Source organism: Alteromonas sp. DY56-G5 (genome assembly GCF_041414725.1).
Classification (GTDB): domain Bacteria; phylum Pseudomonadota; class Gammaproteobacteria; order Enterobacterales; family Alteromonadaceae; genus Alteromonas; species Alteromonas macleodii.
The window spans coordinates 31867-47332 of record NZ_JANHZQ010000026.1 but is presented as its reverse complement, the minus strand read 5'-3'; the positions used below and the strand labels follow the sequence as shown (position 1 = coordinate 47332).

Here is a 15466-nt window from a genome sequence, read left to right as displayed (position 1 = left end):
GCTAGGTATTACTATATTCCTAATATCAGGACTCATATTTAACGGAAAGTCAGGTGGCTAGAATTTCTCAGCGAGCAATGAATAACGTGGTCATTATTGCCATGCTTATCATGATTGCACTGTTCAACTTAGACAGTCTTGTACCTAAGAAGGATGTTGTTCAATCTCGTAGCCTGTTACCTGAAGACGCTTATGTGTTAAAAATAGAGCACGATGGCCATAGCTTAGAGCGAGTTGGGCAGCAGTGGCGCCAGTCAGGTCAAAATACAGTCCTCGCCATCAAGCCGGATGTTCAGTTTTCACATTGGCAACGGGCAAGGCTTGAGCCGGCCACTGACGTACCCGAAGCGATTACCAACGTACAGCCTTACATCGTCGTAGTATGGCTCGCAGGCAATAATAACGGCAATGTTTACGCCATCTATCCGAATACATCACCTGTTGTGATCAAATTTGAAAATAATTGGTACACATTAACCAACACCGAACTTGATAATCTTTTACCTTGGATACTGTAAATGCCTGAACTACCAGAAGTTGAAGTAAGCCGTTTGGGCGTTTCTCCACATCTTATTGGCAATACCATTACGCAGGTGGTGGTGCGTGAGCGAAGAATGCGCTGGCCCATTCCACAAGAGGTAGCGAACGTTGAAGGTCAGAGCGTTATTGCTGTAAAACGCCGCGCTAAATATCTACTTATTGAAACAGCCAAAGGCACGTTAATTTTGCATTTAGGCATGTCGGGTAAATTACGCGTTATCGATGCGTCGACACCAATTATTAAGCATGACCACGTAGACATTGTTTTAAACACCGGTAAGTGCTTACGTTTTAACGACCCACGGCGCTTTGGTGCTGTGTTATTTCAGGCCCCTGATATGCAAATAGCCATGCTTGATAACTTGGGCCCAGAGCCGCTTACAGACGACTTTGACGATAAGCGCTTATTTAAACTATCGCGCAATAGAAAAGGCCCCGTTAAAAACTTCATTATGGATAACGCCATTGTGGTAGGTGTAGGAAACATCTACGCGAACGAAGCACTGTTTTTAGCTGGTATAGACCCGCGAAGAGCCGCAGGAAACATTAGCGCTGCTCGCTATCAGTCGCTAACTGCAACCATTAAGCAAGTATTGGCCAAAGCCATTGAACAAGGCGGCACAACATTAAAAGACTTTGCGCAAACTGACGGTAAGCCTGGGTATTTTGCACAGCACTTGAATGTGTATGGGAGAAAAGGCGAGCCTTGTGAAGTGTGTGGAAAAGCCATCGAAAGTAAGGTTATTGGGCAGCGAAATACCTTTTTCTGTACTCACTGCCAACGCTAATACACTTACTATTGGTGCTTAACCTTTCTTGCTCAGCCGGTCTTTTAAAGCTTTCTCAACTACTGGGTGGCAAAAGCCACTCACTGCACCGCGGTGAAGAGCGACTTCTTTTACTAGGGTGGACGAGATAAATGAATTCTCCTCAGCAGGAGTAAGAAAGACACTTTCTAGTTTGGGGTTTAAACGGCGATTCATATTTGCGAGTTGAAACTCGTATTCGAAATCAGAAACTGCGCGTAAACCACGAATGAGAATTGTGGCATTTTGTTCGTCAGCAAAATCAGCCAATAAACCAGTAAACCCCACTACTTCAACATTTGGTAAGTCAGCAGTGACTTTTTTTATCATTTCTACGCGCTCTTCTAACGTAAACAGTGGCTTTTTACTTGGGTTAGAAGCAATCGCTACAATCACATGAGAAAATAACTGAGATGCGCGTTCAATAAGGTCGGCATGACCGTTAGTGATCGGGTCGAAAGTACCAGGGTAAAGTGCTCTAGTGTGCATAAAGTCGAATCTTTTCGTTGTAGAGGGTTTATGTGTTCAACGTGGCTAATGTAACACATTATTAGCTTATACCAATCCGCTTACCACATGTGCTTTTATTACTTCACTGCCTCGCGGTAACCATTCATACACGCTGACCAGTCGCTCTCTTGCCAGTGAAAGACAGGGTTCTTCGCTTTCTCTTTATGTAAAGAACGCAACAGACGGTCTAAATTACCTTGTTTCCAGCTGTTACCTTGACGCTGCTCGCAGCGATCGAAATCAATAAGCCATATTTGCTTATCGCTATCAATCATGATGTTTCGAACGTTGGCATCATGATGGTACACCTGACAATTGTGCATAGCTGCCAGCGCTCGGCCAACCTCATACCACTCACCTTTATCCAGTGGTTTATCGCACAGTGCGTGGTGTAAATCTTTGCTATTTGGAATACTTAAAGTAATTAAATCGCCGCGGTAAATCAGGCCTCGGCGGTGTATACGCGCCGCAACAGGAACAGGCACAAGAAGACCTTGTGCTCGCATATATTCGAGCAGCCTGAACTCTTCAAACGGGCGAGAACGCCCAACACCAATAAACAGATATTGGTCGCTCAGCACTTTGCCCACCAAGCCACCACGTTTGAAATGGCGTAAAACCCAGCGCTGACCCTCATGCTCAATGAAAATGGTTGTACCACGTCCCTTGGCTTGACCTGTTATTTTGTCTTGAAGCTGCCAAAAGTCGGAGGTAAACATCTCCGCGTTGGGATGACTGACTAAAGTGTCGTCGAAAATAAAGTGGTGCCCAGCACCTATGTCTCGTCGTATTGTCGCCATGTCGCCCACAACTTATGGTAAATTCTTTATTCTAATGATTTATTTTGGTTTTTCAGCAACGACCGCGTTTCAGAGGTAAAAAAGTCTGTTTACGCGCTCATAGTTTTTACGTACTAAGATTATTTGTTGAAATAATGAATCTAATTCAACGTCTTAAGTATAAAAACCTAAGTCGTTATGCTCATACGCGAGTATCGTTGACCATATTCATCATTTTGTAGTGAGCGTGTTAAATTGCGGCGGCCCGGAGAGTTCTATCTGAAAAATAAGCATTTATTTGGCGCGAAAAGGTAATACTCGAGCAAATAGGCTTCACCTAGCGCGTGCTAAAAGATACGAACAATAGGAAAAAATACAGTTGATAGACCAGGGCACCATCACAAGCTAATTGTCGCTTAATTTACTTAATTGTAAGGTAAAACTATCAACTATTATCTACACTTAGCGTTGCGAAGTGTTCCTTTGAAATAACAGGGAGTCGTTACTGAATGAAAAAGCCCGCTTTGCGATGGCTATCCACTGTTCTTGCTTACACTCAATTTAGACTGGTGCTATTACTGAATATCGCACTGTTTTCAGGCATGCCTGCGGCACACGCAGCAGAACTAAACGTCATGGTTAATGAGAGTGTCATGGTTTCAGAGCTAAACCGCTCTGAGCTTCGTCAGATATTTACCGGCCATCGCCAATATTGGAGCGATGGTACTAAAATCACGGTATTTGTATTGCAAGATAACGATGAGCTCCACAAGCAGTTTTGTCGTGAAGTACTTCAGATGTTCCCTTATCAATTATCTCGCTTATGGGATCAAATCACCTATTCTGGGCAGGGCGTTACACCCGTTAGGGTCACGTCTTACCAAGCGTTGATAGAGGCGTTAGAAAGTACCACAGGCGCTATCGGCTATGTTGAACATACCGAAATTGTGAAATTAAGACGCGTAGAGGTAGGAACAGAATGAATAAATACATCGCTCTCGCGTTTGGCATGATAAGTATGCCTGTCCTTGCTTCACAAGGAGATTTTTCGTGGCATGGTTATGTCTCTCAAGGTGTTACTCAGTCACATGGAAGTAACTTTATTACTGACGATAACGCAATAACAGGTGAGCTCACCGAAGTTGGGCTAAATGGTTACTATCGAATAGCGGAAAACATCTCTGTTGCCGGCCAAATTAACTATTTAGACGGCGGGAATCGCTTTGAGCAGGGTGCTCGTTTAGATTATTTGTTTATTGACTGGAAATTGCCTGACTTGCCCGGTAAATGGCAAGGACAAGTCCACATTGGTCGCTTCAAAAATCGCCACTGGCTGTACTCAGTGACCAGAGATGTGCCACAAACACGTTACACGTCTGTTCTTCCCCAGTCTGTGTACTTTGACGGGTTTCGCGACGTTGCTTTGGGAAGCAACGGTATCCAAACCAGTTTCTCACACTACGGTACTCGGAATATCTGGGAATTAAACTGGAGTTACGGTCGCTCTAATATTAACGACTCCCAGCGAGATTTTTTACTCGGCGACGAAGCAAAAGGCGACATCAAGCAAGACTTTGTCCATCAAGCCAGCGTGTTCTGGCAACCGGCTACCATGACATGGAAACTAGGTGCCAGTTGGTTGAATTCTGATTTCAGATACACACCTTCTCAGGATGACAACCGAGTAGCTGGCGGAGCAGATATAGAGCGTATTATGTTGTCTGCGCAATACTTTGCAGAAAATTGGGAAGTGTCAGCGGAGCTAGTTAGGGAAGTTCAGGATAATAAAGGGCTATTCTTCCCTGGTTTTGCCTTTAAACGCACGGGCGAAGGCGGTTTTGTTCAGTTTAGGTATTTGTTTAATAACAATGTAAGTGGTCTTATTGGCTACGACACATACATTAACGACAGGTCAGATCGAGACGGAAGGCAATTAGAGGCTATGACAGGCGGCGTGATCCCCGCCTACTTTGGCTATCAAGATACGTATACCCTAGGCTTGCGTTGGGACATTGCACCGAAGTGGCGACTTCAAGGTGAGTATCATTGGGTTGAAGGTGCGACAAGGGTAGTGAGCTTACTGAACTTAGATGTAGCGTCTCATGCCGATAAGCATTGGGAAATGTGGTCAGTGCAATTGATGTATTGGTTTTAAGGGCATTAGATGAAGGTTCAGGTATCTTTCACCACTAAAACCATCACAATTCTATTGGCTATGGTATTAACTGTGGCTGTAGTTATATCAACGGTTCTTATTCAGGAGTCTGACGCTCGAATTCTGCTCCAGCAACGGGAAAACCAAGTCAGTAATCAACGACGGGTTCAGCTTTTTGAAGACATTCTGCACGGCAGAATGATCACGCTTATTGATATCATCAGCCATAAGAGTGGAGGCAACGCAGATAGCCTTGAATCGCTACAACAAACGCTTAGCGGTCTTAGTGAATACCTGACCCTTAACTTTCAAGTTGAATCGCTGTATTTGTTTGACGAACACGGCGTTGTTGGCAACCCGCTACAGCCAGTAAATAAAACCATTGAAAAGCTAGTGAATACCACTCGGGCGTCGTTTGAAAGCCGCTCTCTATTGTCCTGCGATTCGGTATGCACGCACTACATTTCAATTCCAATTATGGCAAACGGTGAAACCTTGCCTGTCATCGTTGTGTCCACGTCGATGAGAGAACTGCTATACCTGTTTAGTCGCGCTACCGATGTGCACAAAGTTGCTGTCGTCCAACACAAAGAAACCTCATCTGAGCTGTCAGAATTAAGGGTGGCAAGCCAAGTGTCTGCGGCTAATCGACAGTACTTTCAATCTCTATTTGATGCGTTACCCGATAATTGGCGAGTTGACGATTTAGTTATTAGAGGCATGAACGTTGCGTTGGACAATCAGCAGTTGCTGGTTAGTTTATTGCCTTTTAATCACGCATCAGGTGATCATCCTTACTTGCTTATTGTACAAGACGTGTCGGCCATGGTGCGTCAAAACGAACAATACCAGTACATCGTTATTTCTAGCGCTGTTGCGCTATTTTTTATCTTCTCTTCGCTGCTTTACCTTTTTCTAAATCAATACAGAATACGCTTGTTAGATGTAAGCGAACGTTTGCCTATGCTGGCCGAACACAAGTTTAGCGAGTTTTACACCATTGCAGCTAAACGAAGGAAGTCGCCTATTTTCAAATTCACAGATGAATTGGACGTAGTTGAAGACGCGGCAAATAATCTGGCGCGCCAGCTAGAAAGCTTTGACGGACAAATGGCTATTAACACCGCGAAGCTTGAAAAAATGGCGATGTTCGATGTGTTAACCGGACTTCCCAACCGTAATATGCTGACGTTTCAAATAGAAAAGCAGCTAGCTAGTTCAATTCGCGACGATAGGTTAGTGGCACTGATGTTCATGGACCTTGATGACTTTAAAAAGGTTAACGACAGTCACGGTCATGACGTCGGCGATAAACTCTTAAAAGCTGCTGCTATGCGTATTTCTAAGCCGATCAGAGAGTCGGATATTGCATCTCGATTTGGCGGTGATGAGTTTGTTATTTTACTTTCAAATATCGAAAGCAAAAAGCACGTAGATACGGTAGCCAAAAAGCTGATAGAAGAGTTTAAAGAGCCAATCATTGTAGATGGTGTAACCTTTTACGTTTCTATCAGTATCGGTATTGCTATTACCAACCACTCTCGCGCCACGCCAGTAGAACTGCTGCGTCATGCTGATATTGCGATGTACGAAGCCAAAGCCAAAAAAGGGGCGGAGTATCGCGTGTATGACGCCACCATGAACCTTAAAGTAATGCAGAAGGTTGAGCTGGAGTCAGAGGCGCGTGAAGCCCTTAGAGACAACCAGTTTAGCTTAGCGCTTCAGCCCCAAATTGAGATGCACACGGGAAGGCTGGTGGGCTTTGAAGCGCTATTGCGTTGGCAACACCCTAAAAAGGGTAATATTTCCCCAGCCGATTTCATACCGCTTCTTGAAAACACGTCATTCATGCTTGAGCTTGATTACTGGGTAATTACGCGCTCAACTTATTTAATCAGAGAGCTTAAAAATAGCGGCTACCCCGACGTGAAGATGGCGATTAATTTATCTGCGGGTCAGTTCTTAGACCCGAGTTTGCCTGAATTCTTGCAGCAGCAAATTATCAAAAATGACATAGCGCCCGACCAAGTTTGCTTAGAGTTAACCGAAACGGTATTGGTATCAGATATCAAGCGTGCAACCACCATCATGCAAAATATTCGCGACATGGGGTGCATGCTGGCTATCGACGATTTCGGCACGGGCTATTCGTCGTTGAGTTACCTTAAATCGTTACCCGCCGACTACATCAAAATTGACCGCTCGTTTGTGGCAAATATCGCCAGCAGTGCTGACGATAGAAACATTGTTCACTCTACGATTTCTATGGTGCGCAACATGGGAATGCAAGTGGTGGCAGAAGGAATTGAAACCAGTGAACAGTACGAGTTGCTGTGTCATTTCGACTGCAACCTGGGTCAAGGCTACCTTATCAGCAGACCTATTCCTGAGGTTAACATTTGGGACGTGTTAAGCGACAAAGTAGAGTTTGGTTTTTGGAAAGAATCCGCCTAGGGCGACTTTACCGTTTCAAAAGGTACACGCTTCATCAATGTAGTGTGCTGAATAATTTACAAACTTAGTCGACAAACCCATTAAATACAGCGCAAGGGTGTGTACCCTTTACCGCGCTTTCATTAAACTAACGGTTTTAATATACCTACACTCGGAGAATGGCATGTCTGCGGCATTTATTTCTCATTTGCAATCGCAAATTGAAGCCACGAAAGAAGATGGTTTGTACAAAAAAGAGCGTGTTATCACGTCGCAACAACAAGCGGATATCGGTGTTGCTAACGGCGAGCACGTAATTAACTTTTGTGCCAACAACTACCTTGGTCTTGCAAACAATGAAAGCTTGATTGAAGCAGCAAAGAAAGGCCTGGATAGCCATGGTTTTGGTGTAGCATCTGTACGATTCATTTGCGGTACACAAGACATTCACAAGCAGCTGGAAGCCTCTATCAGCGACTTCCTCGGTACAGAAGACACCATTTTGTACCCATCGTGCTTCGACGCGAACGGCGGTTTATTTGAAACGCTATTGGGCCCTGAAGATGCCATTATTTCTGATGCGTTAAACCACGCCAGTATCATTGACGGTGTGCGCCTGTGTAAAGCTAAGCGTTATCGCTACGCCAATAACGATATGGCAGCATTAGAAGAGCAGTTAAAGCAAGCTGATGCCGATGGCGCGCGTTTCAAAATTATTGCCACCGACGGTGTGTTTTCAATGGACGGCGTGATTGCCGATTTAGCCTCTATTTGCGACCTGGCCGACAAGTATGACGCCATGGTAATGGTAGACGATTGTCACGCAACGGGCTTCCTTGGCGAAAACGGCAAAGGCAGCCATGAGTATTGTGGCGTTATGGGTCGTGTAGACATCATCACCGGTACTCTAGGTAAAGCACTAGGCGGCGCGTCTGGCGGTTACACCTCGGGCAAAAAAGAAGTCGTAGAGTGGTTACGTCAACGCTCGCGTCCTTATCTTTTCTCAAACTCGGTTGCGCCACCTATCGTTTCAGCATCGCTTAAAGTGTTTGAAATGATGAAAGAAGGTGACGAGCTTCGCGCTAATCTATGGCGCAACGCCAATCATTTCCGTACGCTTATGGAAGAGGCGGGCTTCACATTAGCTGGTAAAGATCACGCTATTATTCCTGTTATGCTAGGCGATGCCCGTTTAGCTAGCGAAATGGCAGACAAGATGCTTGAGAAAGGCATTTATGTTATCGGTTTCTCTTACCCTGTTGTGCCGAAAGGTCAGGCCCGCATTCGTACGCAAATGTCAGCAGGTCATAGCCTTGAACATGTTGATAAAGCGGTAGATGCATTTATTGAAGTTGGCCGTGAATTGGGAGTAATTTCATGAAGTCGCTAGTTAAAGCGAAAGCAGAAAAAGGCATTTGGCTACAAGACACGCCAGAGCCTGAAGTAGGACACAATGACCTACTGATTAAAATTCGCAAAACCGCCATTTGCGGCACCGACATGCACATTTACAACTGGGACGAATGGTCACAGAAAACCATTCCGGTACCTATGGTTGTAGGCCACGAGTATGTGGGCGAAGTCGTAGGTATGGGCCAAGAAGTGAAAGGGTTCAAGGTTGGCGACCGTGTTTCGGGCGAAGGCCATATTACCTGTGGCCATTGCCGTAACTGTCGTGCAGGTCGTGTACATTTGTGTCGCAACACTGAAGGCGTAGGGGTAAACCGCCCGGGCGCTTTTGCTGAATACTTGGTAATTCCTGCATTTAACGCGTTTAAAATTCCAGACAACATTAGTGACGACCTTGCGTCTATCTTTGACCCGTTTGGCAACGCTGTTCACACTGCACTAAGTTTCGACTTGGTGGGTGAAGACGTGCTGATAACTGGTGCCGGCCCAATAGGTATTATGGCTGCTGCAGTTGCAAAGCATGTAGGTGCTCGTCATGTCGTGGTTACCGATATTAATCCTTACCGTCTTGAGCTTGCTAAAAAAATGGGTGCAACCCGCGCCGTTGACGTAAGCAAGGAAGACTTGAAAGACGTAATGAACGAACTTGGTATGACAGAGGGCTTCGATGTGGGTCTGGAAATGTCTGGTGTGCCGGTGGCTTTCAGAGACATGCTGAACAAAATGAACCATGGCGGCAAAATTGCCATGCTGGGAATACCTCCACAAGATGTTGCCATCGATTGGAACCAGGTTATTTTCAAAGGCTTGGTGATAAAAGGTATTTACGGCCGTGAAATGTTCGAAACGTGGTACAAAATGGCGAGCTTGCTGCAGAGTGGCTTAGATCTATCGCCTATCATCACACACACCTTTTCTATTGATGACTTTCAGAAAGGGTTTGATACCATGGGGTCTGGACACTCAGGTAAAGTTATTCTGGACTGGCAATAATGACAACATTCTCACACATTAGCGTAAACGACGTTGCAAACTTTCAAGGTGACGTAACCATTGTGGATATTCGCGATCCTCAATCGTTTGCTAATGGACATATGCCTAACGCAGCGCAGCTGAACAACGACAACTTTGCAGCGTTTATCGACCAAACGCCCAAAGATATCCCAGTGGTTGTAGTGTGCTACCACGGCGTAAGCAGCCAGCAGGCGGCCCAAGTGATTGCACAGCAAGGCTTTGAAACCGTTTATAGTATGGACGGTGGCTTCGAAGCATGGCGACTGGCAAATCCGGTAGTCACGGCATAGCGATTTGATAAAGGTGCACAATGTGCACCTTTATTTTTTGCAGCTACTGCAGTATTTCAGTATAAAGAGGTTATATACCGCGCCCTTGGTATATGTCATATCGCATTCATATTCTTCTGCTTCGGGGTAACAACTAGCTTATGGCTCATCCTTTAATTGCGTTCAATCAGCAAAGTCCTGCACATCTTCTCGCCAATTATTTAACCAGTCAGCACATTCAGGCCGCTGTAGTACAGCACGATAAAGAGTTCGTAGTGGTATTAGATAATCACGATCATCTCGACCGCGCAAAAATTATTGCAGATGGCTTTTTGGCAAACCCTACCGATCCGAAGTACCAGCAAGCAGCATGGGATAATGGCAAGAACGTACGGCTGGCGCCTTCGGGTAATGGCTTTTCCATGGGTAATATCATTGCCGATGCTGTGAAAGCGCCTTTTACCTCGGTGGTATTTATTCTGTGTGTTGCGGTTTATTTACTGTCGTTGTTTGGGCTGTTTGCCCCTATCGCACAGCATTTATTGATGCAGCCATTTTCCATTTTGTCGCAAAATCACGAATGGTGGCGATTACTAGGCCCTGCGTTCATTCACTTTTCGGCGCTACACATTATATTTAACCTACTGTGGTGGGGCATGTTGGGAGCTAAAATTGAACGCATCCTTGGCATGAGCATGCTGCTTATTGTGTTCTTAGTGTCGGCCACTATTTCGAACGCCGCACAAGCGCTATTTAGTGACCCTGTGCAAGGCAATCTGTTCTTGTTTGGCGGCTTGTCTGGTGTGGTGTATGCCGTAATGGGCTTTGTGTGGTGGCTAGGCTGGTTGCGACCAAGTTGGGGCTTGTCGCTGCCAAATTCAATTGTAGGCTTTATGTTGGTGTGGTTGGTACTAGGTTATGCCGATATTTTGTGGGTAAACATGGCGAATGCTGCGCATACAGCCGGGCTTATTTCTGGATGTTTGCTCGCCGGAGCCTTAAGTCTTGGGTCGGGTAAACGCTAGTGGCGTTTTATGTAGCTAAAAGGCGTACGTTAGCCTTTTAGCCCGTTATCTACTTTTAACCGCCTTGGTATAAGTATTTGGTGAAGATAACGTTCTTCACCACTTCGCCGCCTGTCTCTTGCTTCATGTGCTCTTGCAACGCTTTAAGAATAGCGCGGCGAATATCTTCACGACCAGTTAGTGATTTAACCTTCTCTGCCGGTTGCTGGCCGAATATTTCAATGGCAGTAGAGCGCAGTAACGGCATGTGGTGTTCAGCAATTTCAAGCTGGTTAACATCGTGGATCATCAATTCAACCGACACGCGTACATAGCCTAGCTTTTGTGCGCTATCGCTAATGTAGTTGGTAACAATCTCTGGCTCTAAGCCCAAATAAGCATAGTTGGCCTTGTCTTGCGCCACTGCTGCGTTACAACCAAGAACGAAAAAACTAACCGCAAATACGCGTAAAACTAAAGACTTAAGCATAGTGAAGTCCGAAACACCAAAGTAATAAATTCACTTGGTAGTGTAGCAAAACTCTGATTAAACACACTACTGCAAAAGTTTAACCGAGTGAAAATAATTGAACATGACGTGTTATCATACTAACAGATTCATTATTCGGGCTTTTCGTGTGAGTTTTAATGCCACTTTTCCAGTGGGTTTGGCGGTTGACTGGCAAGCACCTTCTGGCATCACAATTCCTAATGCACAGCTAAAAAACTGGCTGTTAGACACTGGGTCGTTAACCGAGCGAGTGCAGTCTTTAAGCAACCACTTTTCTCTAGAGCTTATTGGCCAGCACGAGCAGATTCCTCACGACAATGAACTGTCGTTGTTACTCGACAACGGTGAAACCCATTATCAAGCGAGAGAAATTCTCCTATGTGGCGATGATAAGCCGTGGGTGTTTGCACGTTCTATCATCCCTCAAGCCTTTGTTGATAGCGAGCTTTCAGATCTTGGCCGGGAGCCTTTGGGAAAACGCCTGTTTAATGATAAGCGCTTTACACGCTCAGAGTTTCAACTGTGTACAGTGCCAGCTTCGCAGTTTGGTATTAACAGTAATCAAACCTTGTGGGGCAGGCGCTCGTTGTTTACGTTAGGCAACTACAGCATGATAGTAGCAGAGGTATTTCTTCCTTCCTCACCGGCCTATAGCCGCTCTGCTAAAAACGAAAAGGAAAGCGAAAAACAGTTATGAAGCACAATTGGAACGCCTATGCGCGACTTATGCGCCTTGATAAACCAGTCGGTATTTACTTGCTGCTGTGGCCTACGCTGTGGGCGCTTCTTATGGCTGCACAAGGTTTACCGCCTTTAGGCATTACGCTCATTTTTGTGGCAGGCGTAGTTGTCATGCGTTCAGCCGGGTGTGTGATTAACGATTATGCAGACAGAAAAGTAGACGGTAGCGTAAAGCGCACTGCCCAGCGTCCTCTTGCAACCGGAGAAGTATCGGCTAAACAAGCGCTACAACTTTTTGCAGCGCTTATCGCTTTAGCATTTGTCTTAGTGTTATTTCTCAACTGGCAAACCATAGCGTTGTCGGTGGTAGCCTTACTCCTGGCAGCAAGCTACCCCTTTATGAAGCGTTACACCAATTTACCGCAGGTGGTATTGGGTGCCGCGTTTGGTTGGGCCATTCCTATGGCATTTATGGCTGTGATAGAAACAGTACCAGCGTACGGCTGGTGGTTGTTTATTGCTAACTTACTATGGACGGTAGCTTACGACACCATGTACGCCATGGTAGACCGCGATGACGACCTACAAATAGGCATCAAGTCTACGGCCATATTGTTCGGCACAAACGACGTGCTCATAGTCATGCTGCTACAGGCCGCTGCCCTTGCCATTTTGTGGTGTATAGGCTGTGCTATTAACGCAACTTGGCCATACTACATAGCCGTGCTGTTTTCGGCTCTGCTATGCGTGCGCCAGTATCAGCTTATTAAACGCCGTCAGCGTGAAGGCTGCTTCACCGCGTTTATTGAAAATCACTATATTGGTTTAGCCATCACGCTAGGAACGGCACTGCATTTTTATTTGGTGTAACAGTAAAAGTAACTAGCCCAATACAAACCATTGTTTATGGTATTCAGCCACAAAAAAAGCGCCATAAAGGCGCTTTTTGAGTTTCTGTAAGCTTTGAACGCCTACTTTTCCGCTAGCTTCACTTCAAGTTCAGCAATGCGGCTTTCCATAGCGTCTAGCTTTTCACGAGTGCGAATAAGCACTTGGCTTTGAATATCGAACTCTTCACGAGTCACTAAATCAAGCTTAGACAGCTGCGACTGCAATACCGCCTTTACTCGACCTTCGGCTTCTTCAGCCATGTTTTTAACGCCAGGTGGAACGGCATCAGCAATTTGTTTCGCTAAATCTTCGAGTTTCTTCGGATCCAACATGGAATTCCCTTATAATGCGCAGCTCAAATTATGAAAGCTATTCTATCGGTATCGACACGACATGCAATGAAAACTGTGTCGCGCCAAAAATGTACGTTGTTCTAGGTATTAAATGAAACTAAATGAAGCTCAAGAGTCTGCCGTAACCTTTGTGTCTGGCCCATGTTTGGTGCTGGCGGGGGCGGGTAGTGGTAAAACGCGCGTAATTACCAATAAGATTGCTCATTTAGTTAGAAACTGCGATATGCCAGCTCGCTATATTGCAGCGGTAACCTTTACCAACAAAGCAGCACGTGAAATGAAAGAACGTGTAGCGCAGACCTTGGGCAAGCCGGAGGCGCGCGGGCTAAAAGTGTCGACCTTCCACACCATGGGCTTAACCATTATTAAAGCGCATGTGAAAGATCTTGGCTTAAAGCCAGGTTTCTCGCTATTCGACGATAAAGACTCGTTCGCGTTGCTTAACGACCTAACGTCCGACACCCTCGATGGTGATAAAGATCAGCTTCAGCTTTTACAAAGCTGCATCTCGAACTGGAAAAACGATCTTATCTTGCCTGATGCTTTATTAAAATCAGCAACCAGCACGGGTGAGAGAGAGTTTGCAGAAGCCTACAAGCGTTACCAAGACAACCTTAAGGCATATAACGCGCTAGACTTCGACGACCTAATTTTATTACCTACATTACTTTTAAAAAGTAGCGAAGCAATAAGAGCCAAATGGCAGAGCAAAATTCGCTACTTGCTGGTAGATGAGTACCAAGATACCAATACCAGTCAGTACGAGTTGGTAAAGCTATTAGTAGGTGAGCGTGCGCGCTTTACCGTGGTGGGCGACGATGACCAGTCTATCTATTCATGGCGTGGCGCTAAGCCGCAGAATTTGCACCTGTTACAGCAAGATTTTCCGCGCTTAAACGTCATTAAGCTGCAGCAAAATTATCGCTCGTCAGGCCGTATTCTGCATTGCGCAAATATTCTTATTCAGAACAATCCGCATTTGTTCGATAAAACCCTGTTCTCAGAGCTGCAGTACGGCGAGCCGCTGAAAGTGATAGAGGCGAAGAACGAAGAGCATGAAGGTGAGCGCGTGGTGGCAGAACTGCTGGCGCATAAGTTCATGAACCGCACCCAGTTTAAAGACTACGCCATTTTGTATCGTGGGAATCACCAAAGCCGTATTTTTGAAAAGCTGTTAATGAGTAACCGCATTCCGTACAAAATAAGCGGCGGTATGTCGTTCTTTGGCCGTGCCGAAGTGAAAGACATCATGGCGTATTTACGGTTGTTAGTGAACCAAGACGACGATAACGCTTTGCTTCGCATTATTAATACGCCAGGGCGCGGTATAGGCCGCGCTACGCTGGAAAAACTGGGTAACTTTGCTAATAGTTTGGGCGTGTCTATGTTCGAAGCGGCAACGCACCCTAACTTAAACAGCGTGCTGCCCGACAAAGCTTTTCACTCTGTTTCCACCTTTGCCCGCTGGGTAGTGGAGTTGTCGGATAATGCAGAGCGTGGCAACACCGCTGATGCAGTGCGCACCATGATACGCACTATGGGCTACGAAGAATGGCTATATGAAACCAGCGCCAGCCCCAAAGCCGCCGAAATGGCCATGGCCAACGTAAGTACCTTATTCGGTTGGGTTAACGATATGCTGGAAGGTAATGACCTAGACCAACCCATGACCTTAACCGAAGTGGTGAACCGTCTGATATTGCGCGACATGATGGAGCGCGGCGAAGACGACGGGGAAGGGGATCAAGTTCAGTTAATGACGCTGCACGCTTCAAAAGGTTTGGAATTCCCTATTGTATTTTTAGTGGGTATGGAAGAAGGCTTATTGCCGCACCAAAGCAGCATTGACGAAGACAACGTAGAAGAAGAGCGCCGACTTGCTTATGTGGGAATTACTCGCGCCCAGCGCGAGCTTATATTCAGCCTTGCTAAAGAGCGTCGACAATTTGGTGAAGTGATTAACCCAGAGCCAAGCCGCTTTTTATTCGAACTGCCGCCAGACGATGTACAGTGGGAAAATCAGAAACCGAAGGCGACAAAAGAAGAGCGCCAGCAAAAGGCGCAGGTGGGAATTGCTAACCTACGAGATATACTAGGGAAAAAGTAGCCT

The 15466-nt window shown here is 45.8% G+C and carries 16 protein-coding genes; 12 read left to right on the top strand and 4 right to left on the bottom strand.

Translation table 11 applies throughout. The annotated features are described in order from the left end of the window. Nucleotides 1–53: 53 nt before the first annotated feature. Together NO989_RS13465 and mutM are read left to right on the top strand one after the other, a co-directional pair. Nucleotides 54–518: a hypothetical protein gene (locus tag NO989_RS13465; RefSeq protein WP_039226967.1), complete on the top strand. Its 465-nt coding sequence runs from the start codon at nucleotides 54–56 to the stop codon at nucleotides 516–518. Beyond that, nucleotides 519–1328 (top strand): bifunctional DNA-formamidopyrimidine glycosylase/DNA-(apurinic or apyrimidinic site) lyase, encoded by an 810-nt coding sequence (gene mutM / locus NO989_RS13460; RefSeq protein ID WP_014947759.1) that lies wholly within the window; start codon nucleotides 519–521, stop codon nucleotides 1326–1328. It begins immediately after the preceding gene. 18 nt (nucleotides 1329–1346) lie between these two features. Here the strand turns inward: mutM and coaD are convergent, their stop codons facing one another. Next, nucleotides 1347–1835: a pantetheine-phosphate adenylyltransferase gene (gene coaD / locus NO989_RS13455; RefSeq protein WP_131138286.1), complete on the bottom strand. Its 489-nt coding sequence runs from the start codon at nucleotides 1833–1835 to the stop codon at nucleotides 1347–1349. Nucleotides 1836–1933: 98 nt separating this feature from the next. Continuing rightward, complete coding sequence (locus NO989_RS13450) at nucleotides 1934–2665, bottom strand: 3-deoxy-D-manno-octulosonic acid kinase (protein WP_371342730.1); 732 nt, start codon at nucleotides 2663–2665, stop codon at nucleotides 1934–1936. A gap of 479 nt (nucleotides 2666–3144) precedes the next feature. On the opposite strand from NO989_RS13450, the gene NO989_RS13445 reads away from it, so the two are divergent. From NO989_RS13445 to glpG, 7 genes are all read left to right on the top strand, one after another. After that, nucleotides 3145–3618: a hypothetical protein gene (locus tag NO989_RS13445; protein WP_014977891.1), complete on the top strand. Its 474-nt coding sequence runs from the start codon at nucleotides 3145–3147 to the stop codon at nucleotides 3616–3618. Further along, the gene (locus NO989_RS13440) at nucleotides 3615–4790 is read left to right on the top strand and encodes a hypothetical protein (RefSeq protein ID WP_371342729.1); all 1176 of its coding nucleotides are present in this window, start codon (nucleotides 3615–3617) and stop codon (nucleotides 4788–4790) included. Before NO989_RS13445 ends, NO989_RS13440 begins: the two co-directional genes overlap by 4 nt. Nucleotides 4791–4799: 9 nt before the next feature. Continuing rightward, nucleotides 4800–7244, top strand: coding sequence for a putative bifunctional diguanylate cyclase/phosphodiesterase (locus NO989_RS13435; protein WP_371342728.1), 2445 nt, complete (start codon nucleotides 4800–4802; stop codon nucleotides 7242–7244). A gap of 163 nt (nucleotides 7245–7407) precedes the next feature. Continuing rightward, nucleotides 7408–8604: a glycine C-acetyltransferase gene (locus tag NO989_RS13430; RefSeq protein WP_371342727.1), complete on the top strand. Its 1197-nt coding sequence runs from the start codon at nucleotides 7408–7410 to the stop codon at nucleotides 8602–8604. Further along, nucleotides 8601–9626, top strand: a complete 1026-nt coding sequence (gene tdh, locus NO989_RS13425) for an L-threonine 3-dehydrogenase (protein WP_014947766.1) — start codon at nucleotides 8601–8603, stop codon at nucleotides 9624–9626. The genes NO989_RS13430 and tdh overlap by 4 nt, the downstream gene beginning before the upstream one ends. Then, nucleotides 9626–9937: a thiosulfate sulfurtransferase GlpE gene (gene glpE, locus NO989_RS13420; RefSeq protein ID WP_014947767.1), complete on the top strand. Its 312-nt coding sequence runs from the start codon at nucleotides 9626–9628 to the stop codon at nucleotides 9935–9937. Before tdh ends, glpE begins: the two co-directional genes overlap by 1 nt. Nucleotides 9938–10077: 140 nt before the next feature. Further along, entirely contained in the window at nucleotides 10078–10941 is an 864-nt protein-coding gene (gene glpG / locus NO989_RS13415) for a rhomboid family intramembrane serine protease GlpG (protein ID WP_371342726.1), read from the top strand. 55 nt (nucleotides 10942–10996) lie between these two features. Here the strand turns inward: glpG and NO989_RS13410 are convergent, their stop codons facing one another. Next, nucleotides 10997–11410, bottom strand: coding sequence for a flagellar basal body-associated protein FliL (locus NO989_RS13410; protein ID WP_014977897.1), 414 nt, complete (start codon nucleotides 11408–11410; stop codon nucleotides 10997–10999). 148 nt (nucleotides 11411–11558) lie between these two features. Between NO989_RS13410 and NO989_RS13405 the strand changes: the two genes are divergently transcribed. Next, nucleotides 11559–12128 carry a chorismate lyase gene (locus NO989_RS13405; RefSeq protein ID WP_371342725.1) on the top strand — a complete coding sequence of 190 codons (570 nt, stop codon included), beginning with the start codon at nucleotides 11559–11561 and terminating at the stop codon, nucleotides 12126–12128. Continuing rightward, on the top strand, nucleotides 12125–12982 hold the full coding sequence (gene ubiA / locus NO989_RS13400) for a 4-hydroxybenzoate octaprenyltransferase (RefSeq protein WP_371342724.1): 858 nt from the start codon (nucleotides 12125–12127) through the stop codon (nucleotides 12980–12982). The genes NO989_RS13405 and ubiA overlap by 4 nt, the downstream gene beginning before the upstream one ends. A gap of 101 nt (nucleotides 12983–13083) precedes the next feature. Here ubiA and NO989_RS13395 read toward each other — a convergent pair whose 3' ends face one another. Beyond that, entirely contained in the window at nucleotides 13084–13335 is a 252-nt protein-coding gene (locus NO989_RS13395; RefSeq protein WP_014947772.1) for an accessory factor UbiK family protein, read from the bottom strand. A gap of 112 nt (nucleotides 13336–13447) precedes the next feature. On the opposite strand from NO989_RS13395, the gene rep reads away from it, so the two are divergent. Further along, on the top strand, nucleotides 13448–15463 hold the full coding sequence (rep, locus tag NO989_RS13390; protein WP_039226949.1) for a DNA helicase Rep: 2016 nt from the start codon (nucleotides 13448–13450) through the stop codon (nucleotides 15461–15463). Nucleotides 15464–15466 lie beyond the last annotated feature (3 nt).

Excerpts from the sequence above, each read along its gene's own strand:
- rep (WP_039226949.1), top strand. The coding sequence starts at position 13,448 with ATGAAACTAAATGAAGCTCAAGAGTCTGCCGTAACCTTTGTGTCTGGC.
- NO989_RS13440 (WP_371342729.1), top strand. The coding sequence starts at position 3,615 with ATGAATAAATACATCGCTCTCGCGTTTGGCATGATAAGTATGCCTGTC.
- glpE (WP_014947767.1), top strand. The coding sequence starts at position 9,626 with ATGACAACATTCTCACACATTAGCGTAAACGACGTTGCAAACTTTCAA.
- NO989_RS13445 (WP_014977891.1), top strand. The coding sequence starts at position 3,145 with ATGAAAAAGCCCGCTTTGCGATGGCTATCCACTGTTCTTGCTTACACT.
- NO989_RS13435 (WP_371342728.1), top strand. The coding sequence starts at position 4,800 with ATGAAGGTTCAGGTATCTTTCACCACTAAAACCATCACAATTCTATTG.
- glpG (WP_371342726.1), top strand. The coding sequence starts at position 10,078 with ATGGCTCATCCTTTAATTGCGTTCAATCAGCAAAGTCCTGCACATCTT.
- coaD (WP_131138286.1), bottom strand. The coding sequence starts at position 1,835 with ATGCACACTAGAGCACTTTACCCTGGTACTTTCGACCCGATCACTAAC.
- ubiA (WP_371342724.1), top strand. The coding sequence starts at position 12,125 with ATGAAGCACAATTGGAACGCCTATGCGCGACTTATGCGCCTTGATAAA.
- NO989_RS13430 (WP_371342727.1), top strand. The coding sequence starts at position 7,408 with ATGTCTGCGGCATTTATTTCTCATTTGCAATCGCAAATTGAAGCCACG.
- NO989_RS13395 (WP_014947772.1), bottom strand. The coding sequence starts at position 13,335 with ATGTTGGATCCGAAGAAACTCGAAGATTTAGCGAAACAAATTGCTGAT.
- mutM (WP_014947759.1), top strand. The coding sequence starts at position 519 with ATGCCTGAACTACCAGAAGTTGAAGTAAGCCGTTTGGGCGTTTCTCCA.
- tdh (WP_014947766.1), top strand. The coding sequence starts at position 8,601 with ATGAAGTCGCTAGTTAAAGCGAAAGCAGAAAAAGGCATTTGGCTACAA.
- NO989_RS13410 (WP_014977897.1), bottom strand. The coding sequence starts at position 11,410 with ATGCTTAAGTCTTTAGTTTTACGCGTATTTGCGGTTAGTTTTTTCGTT.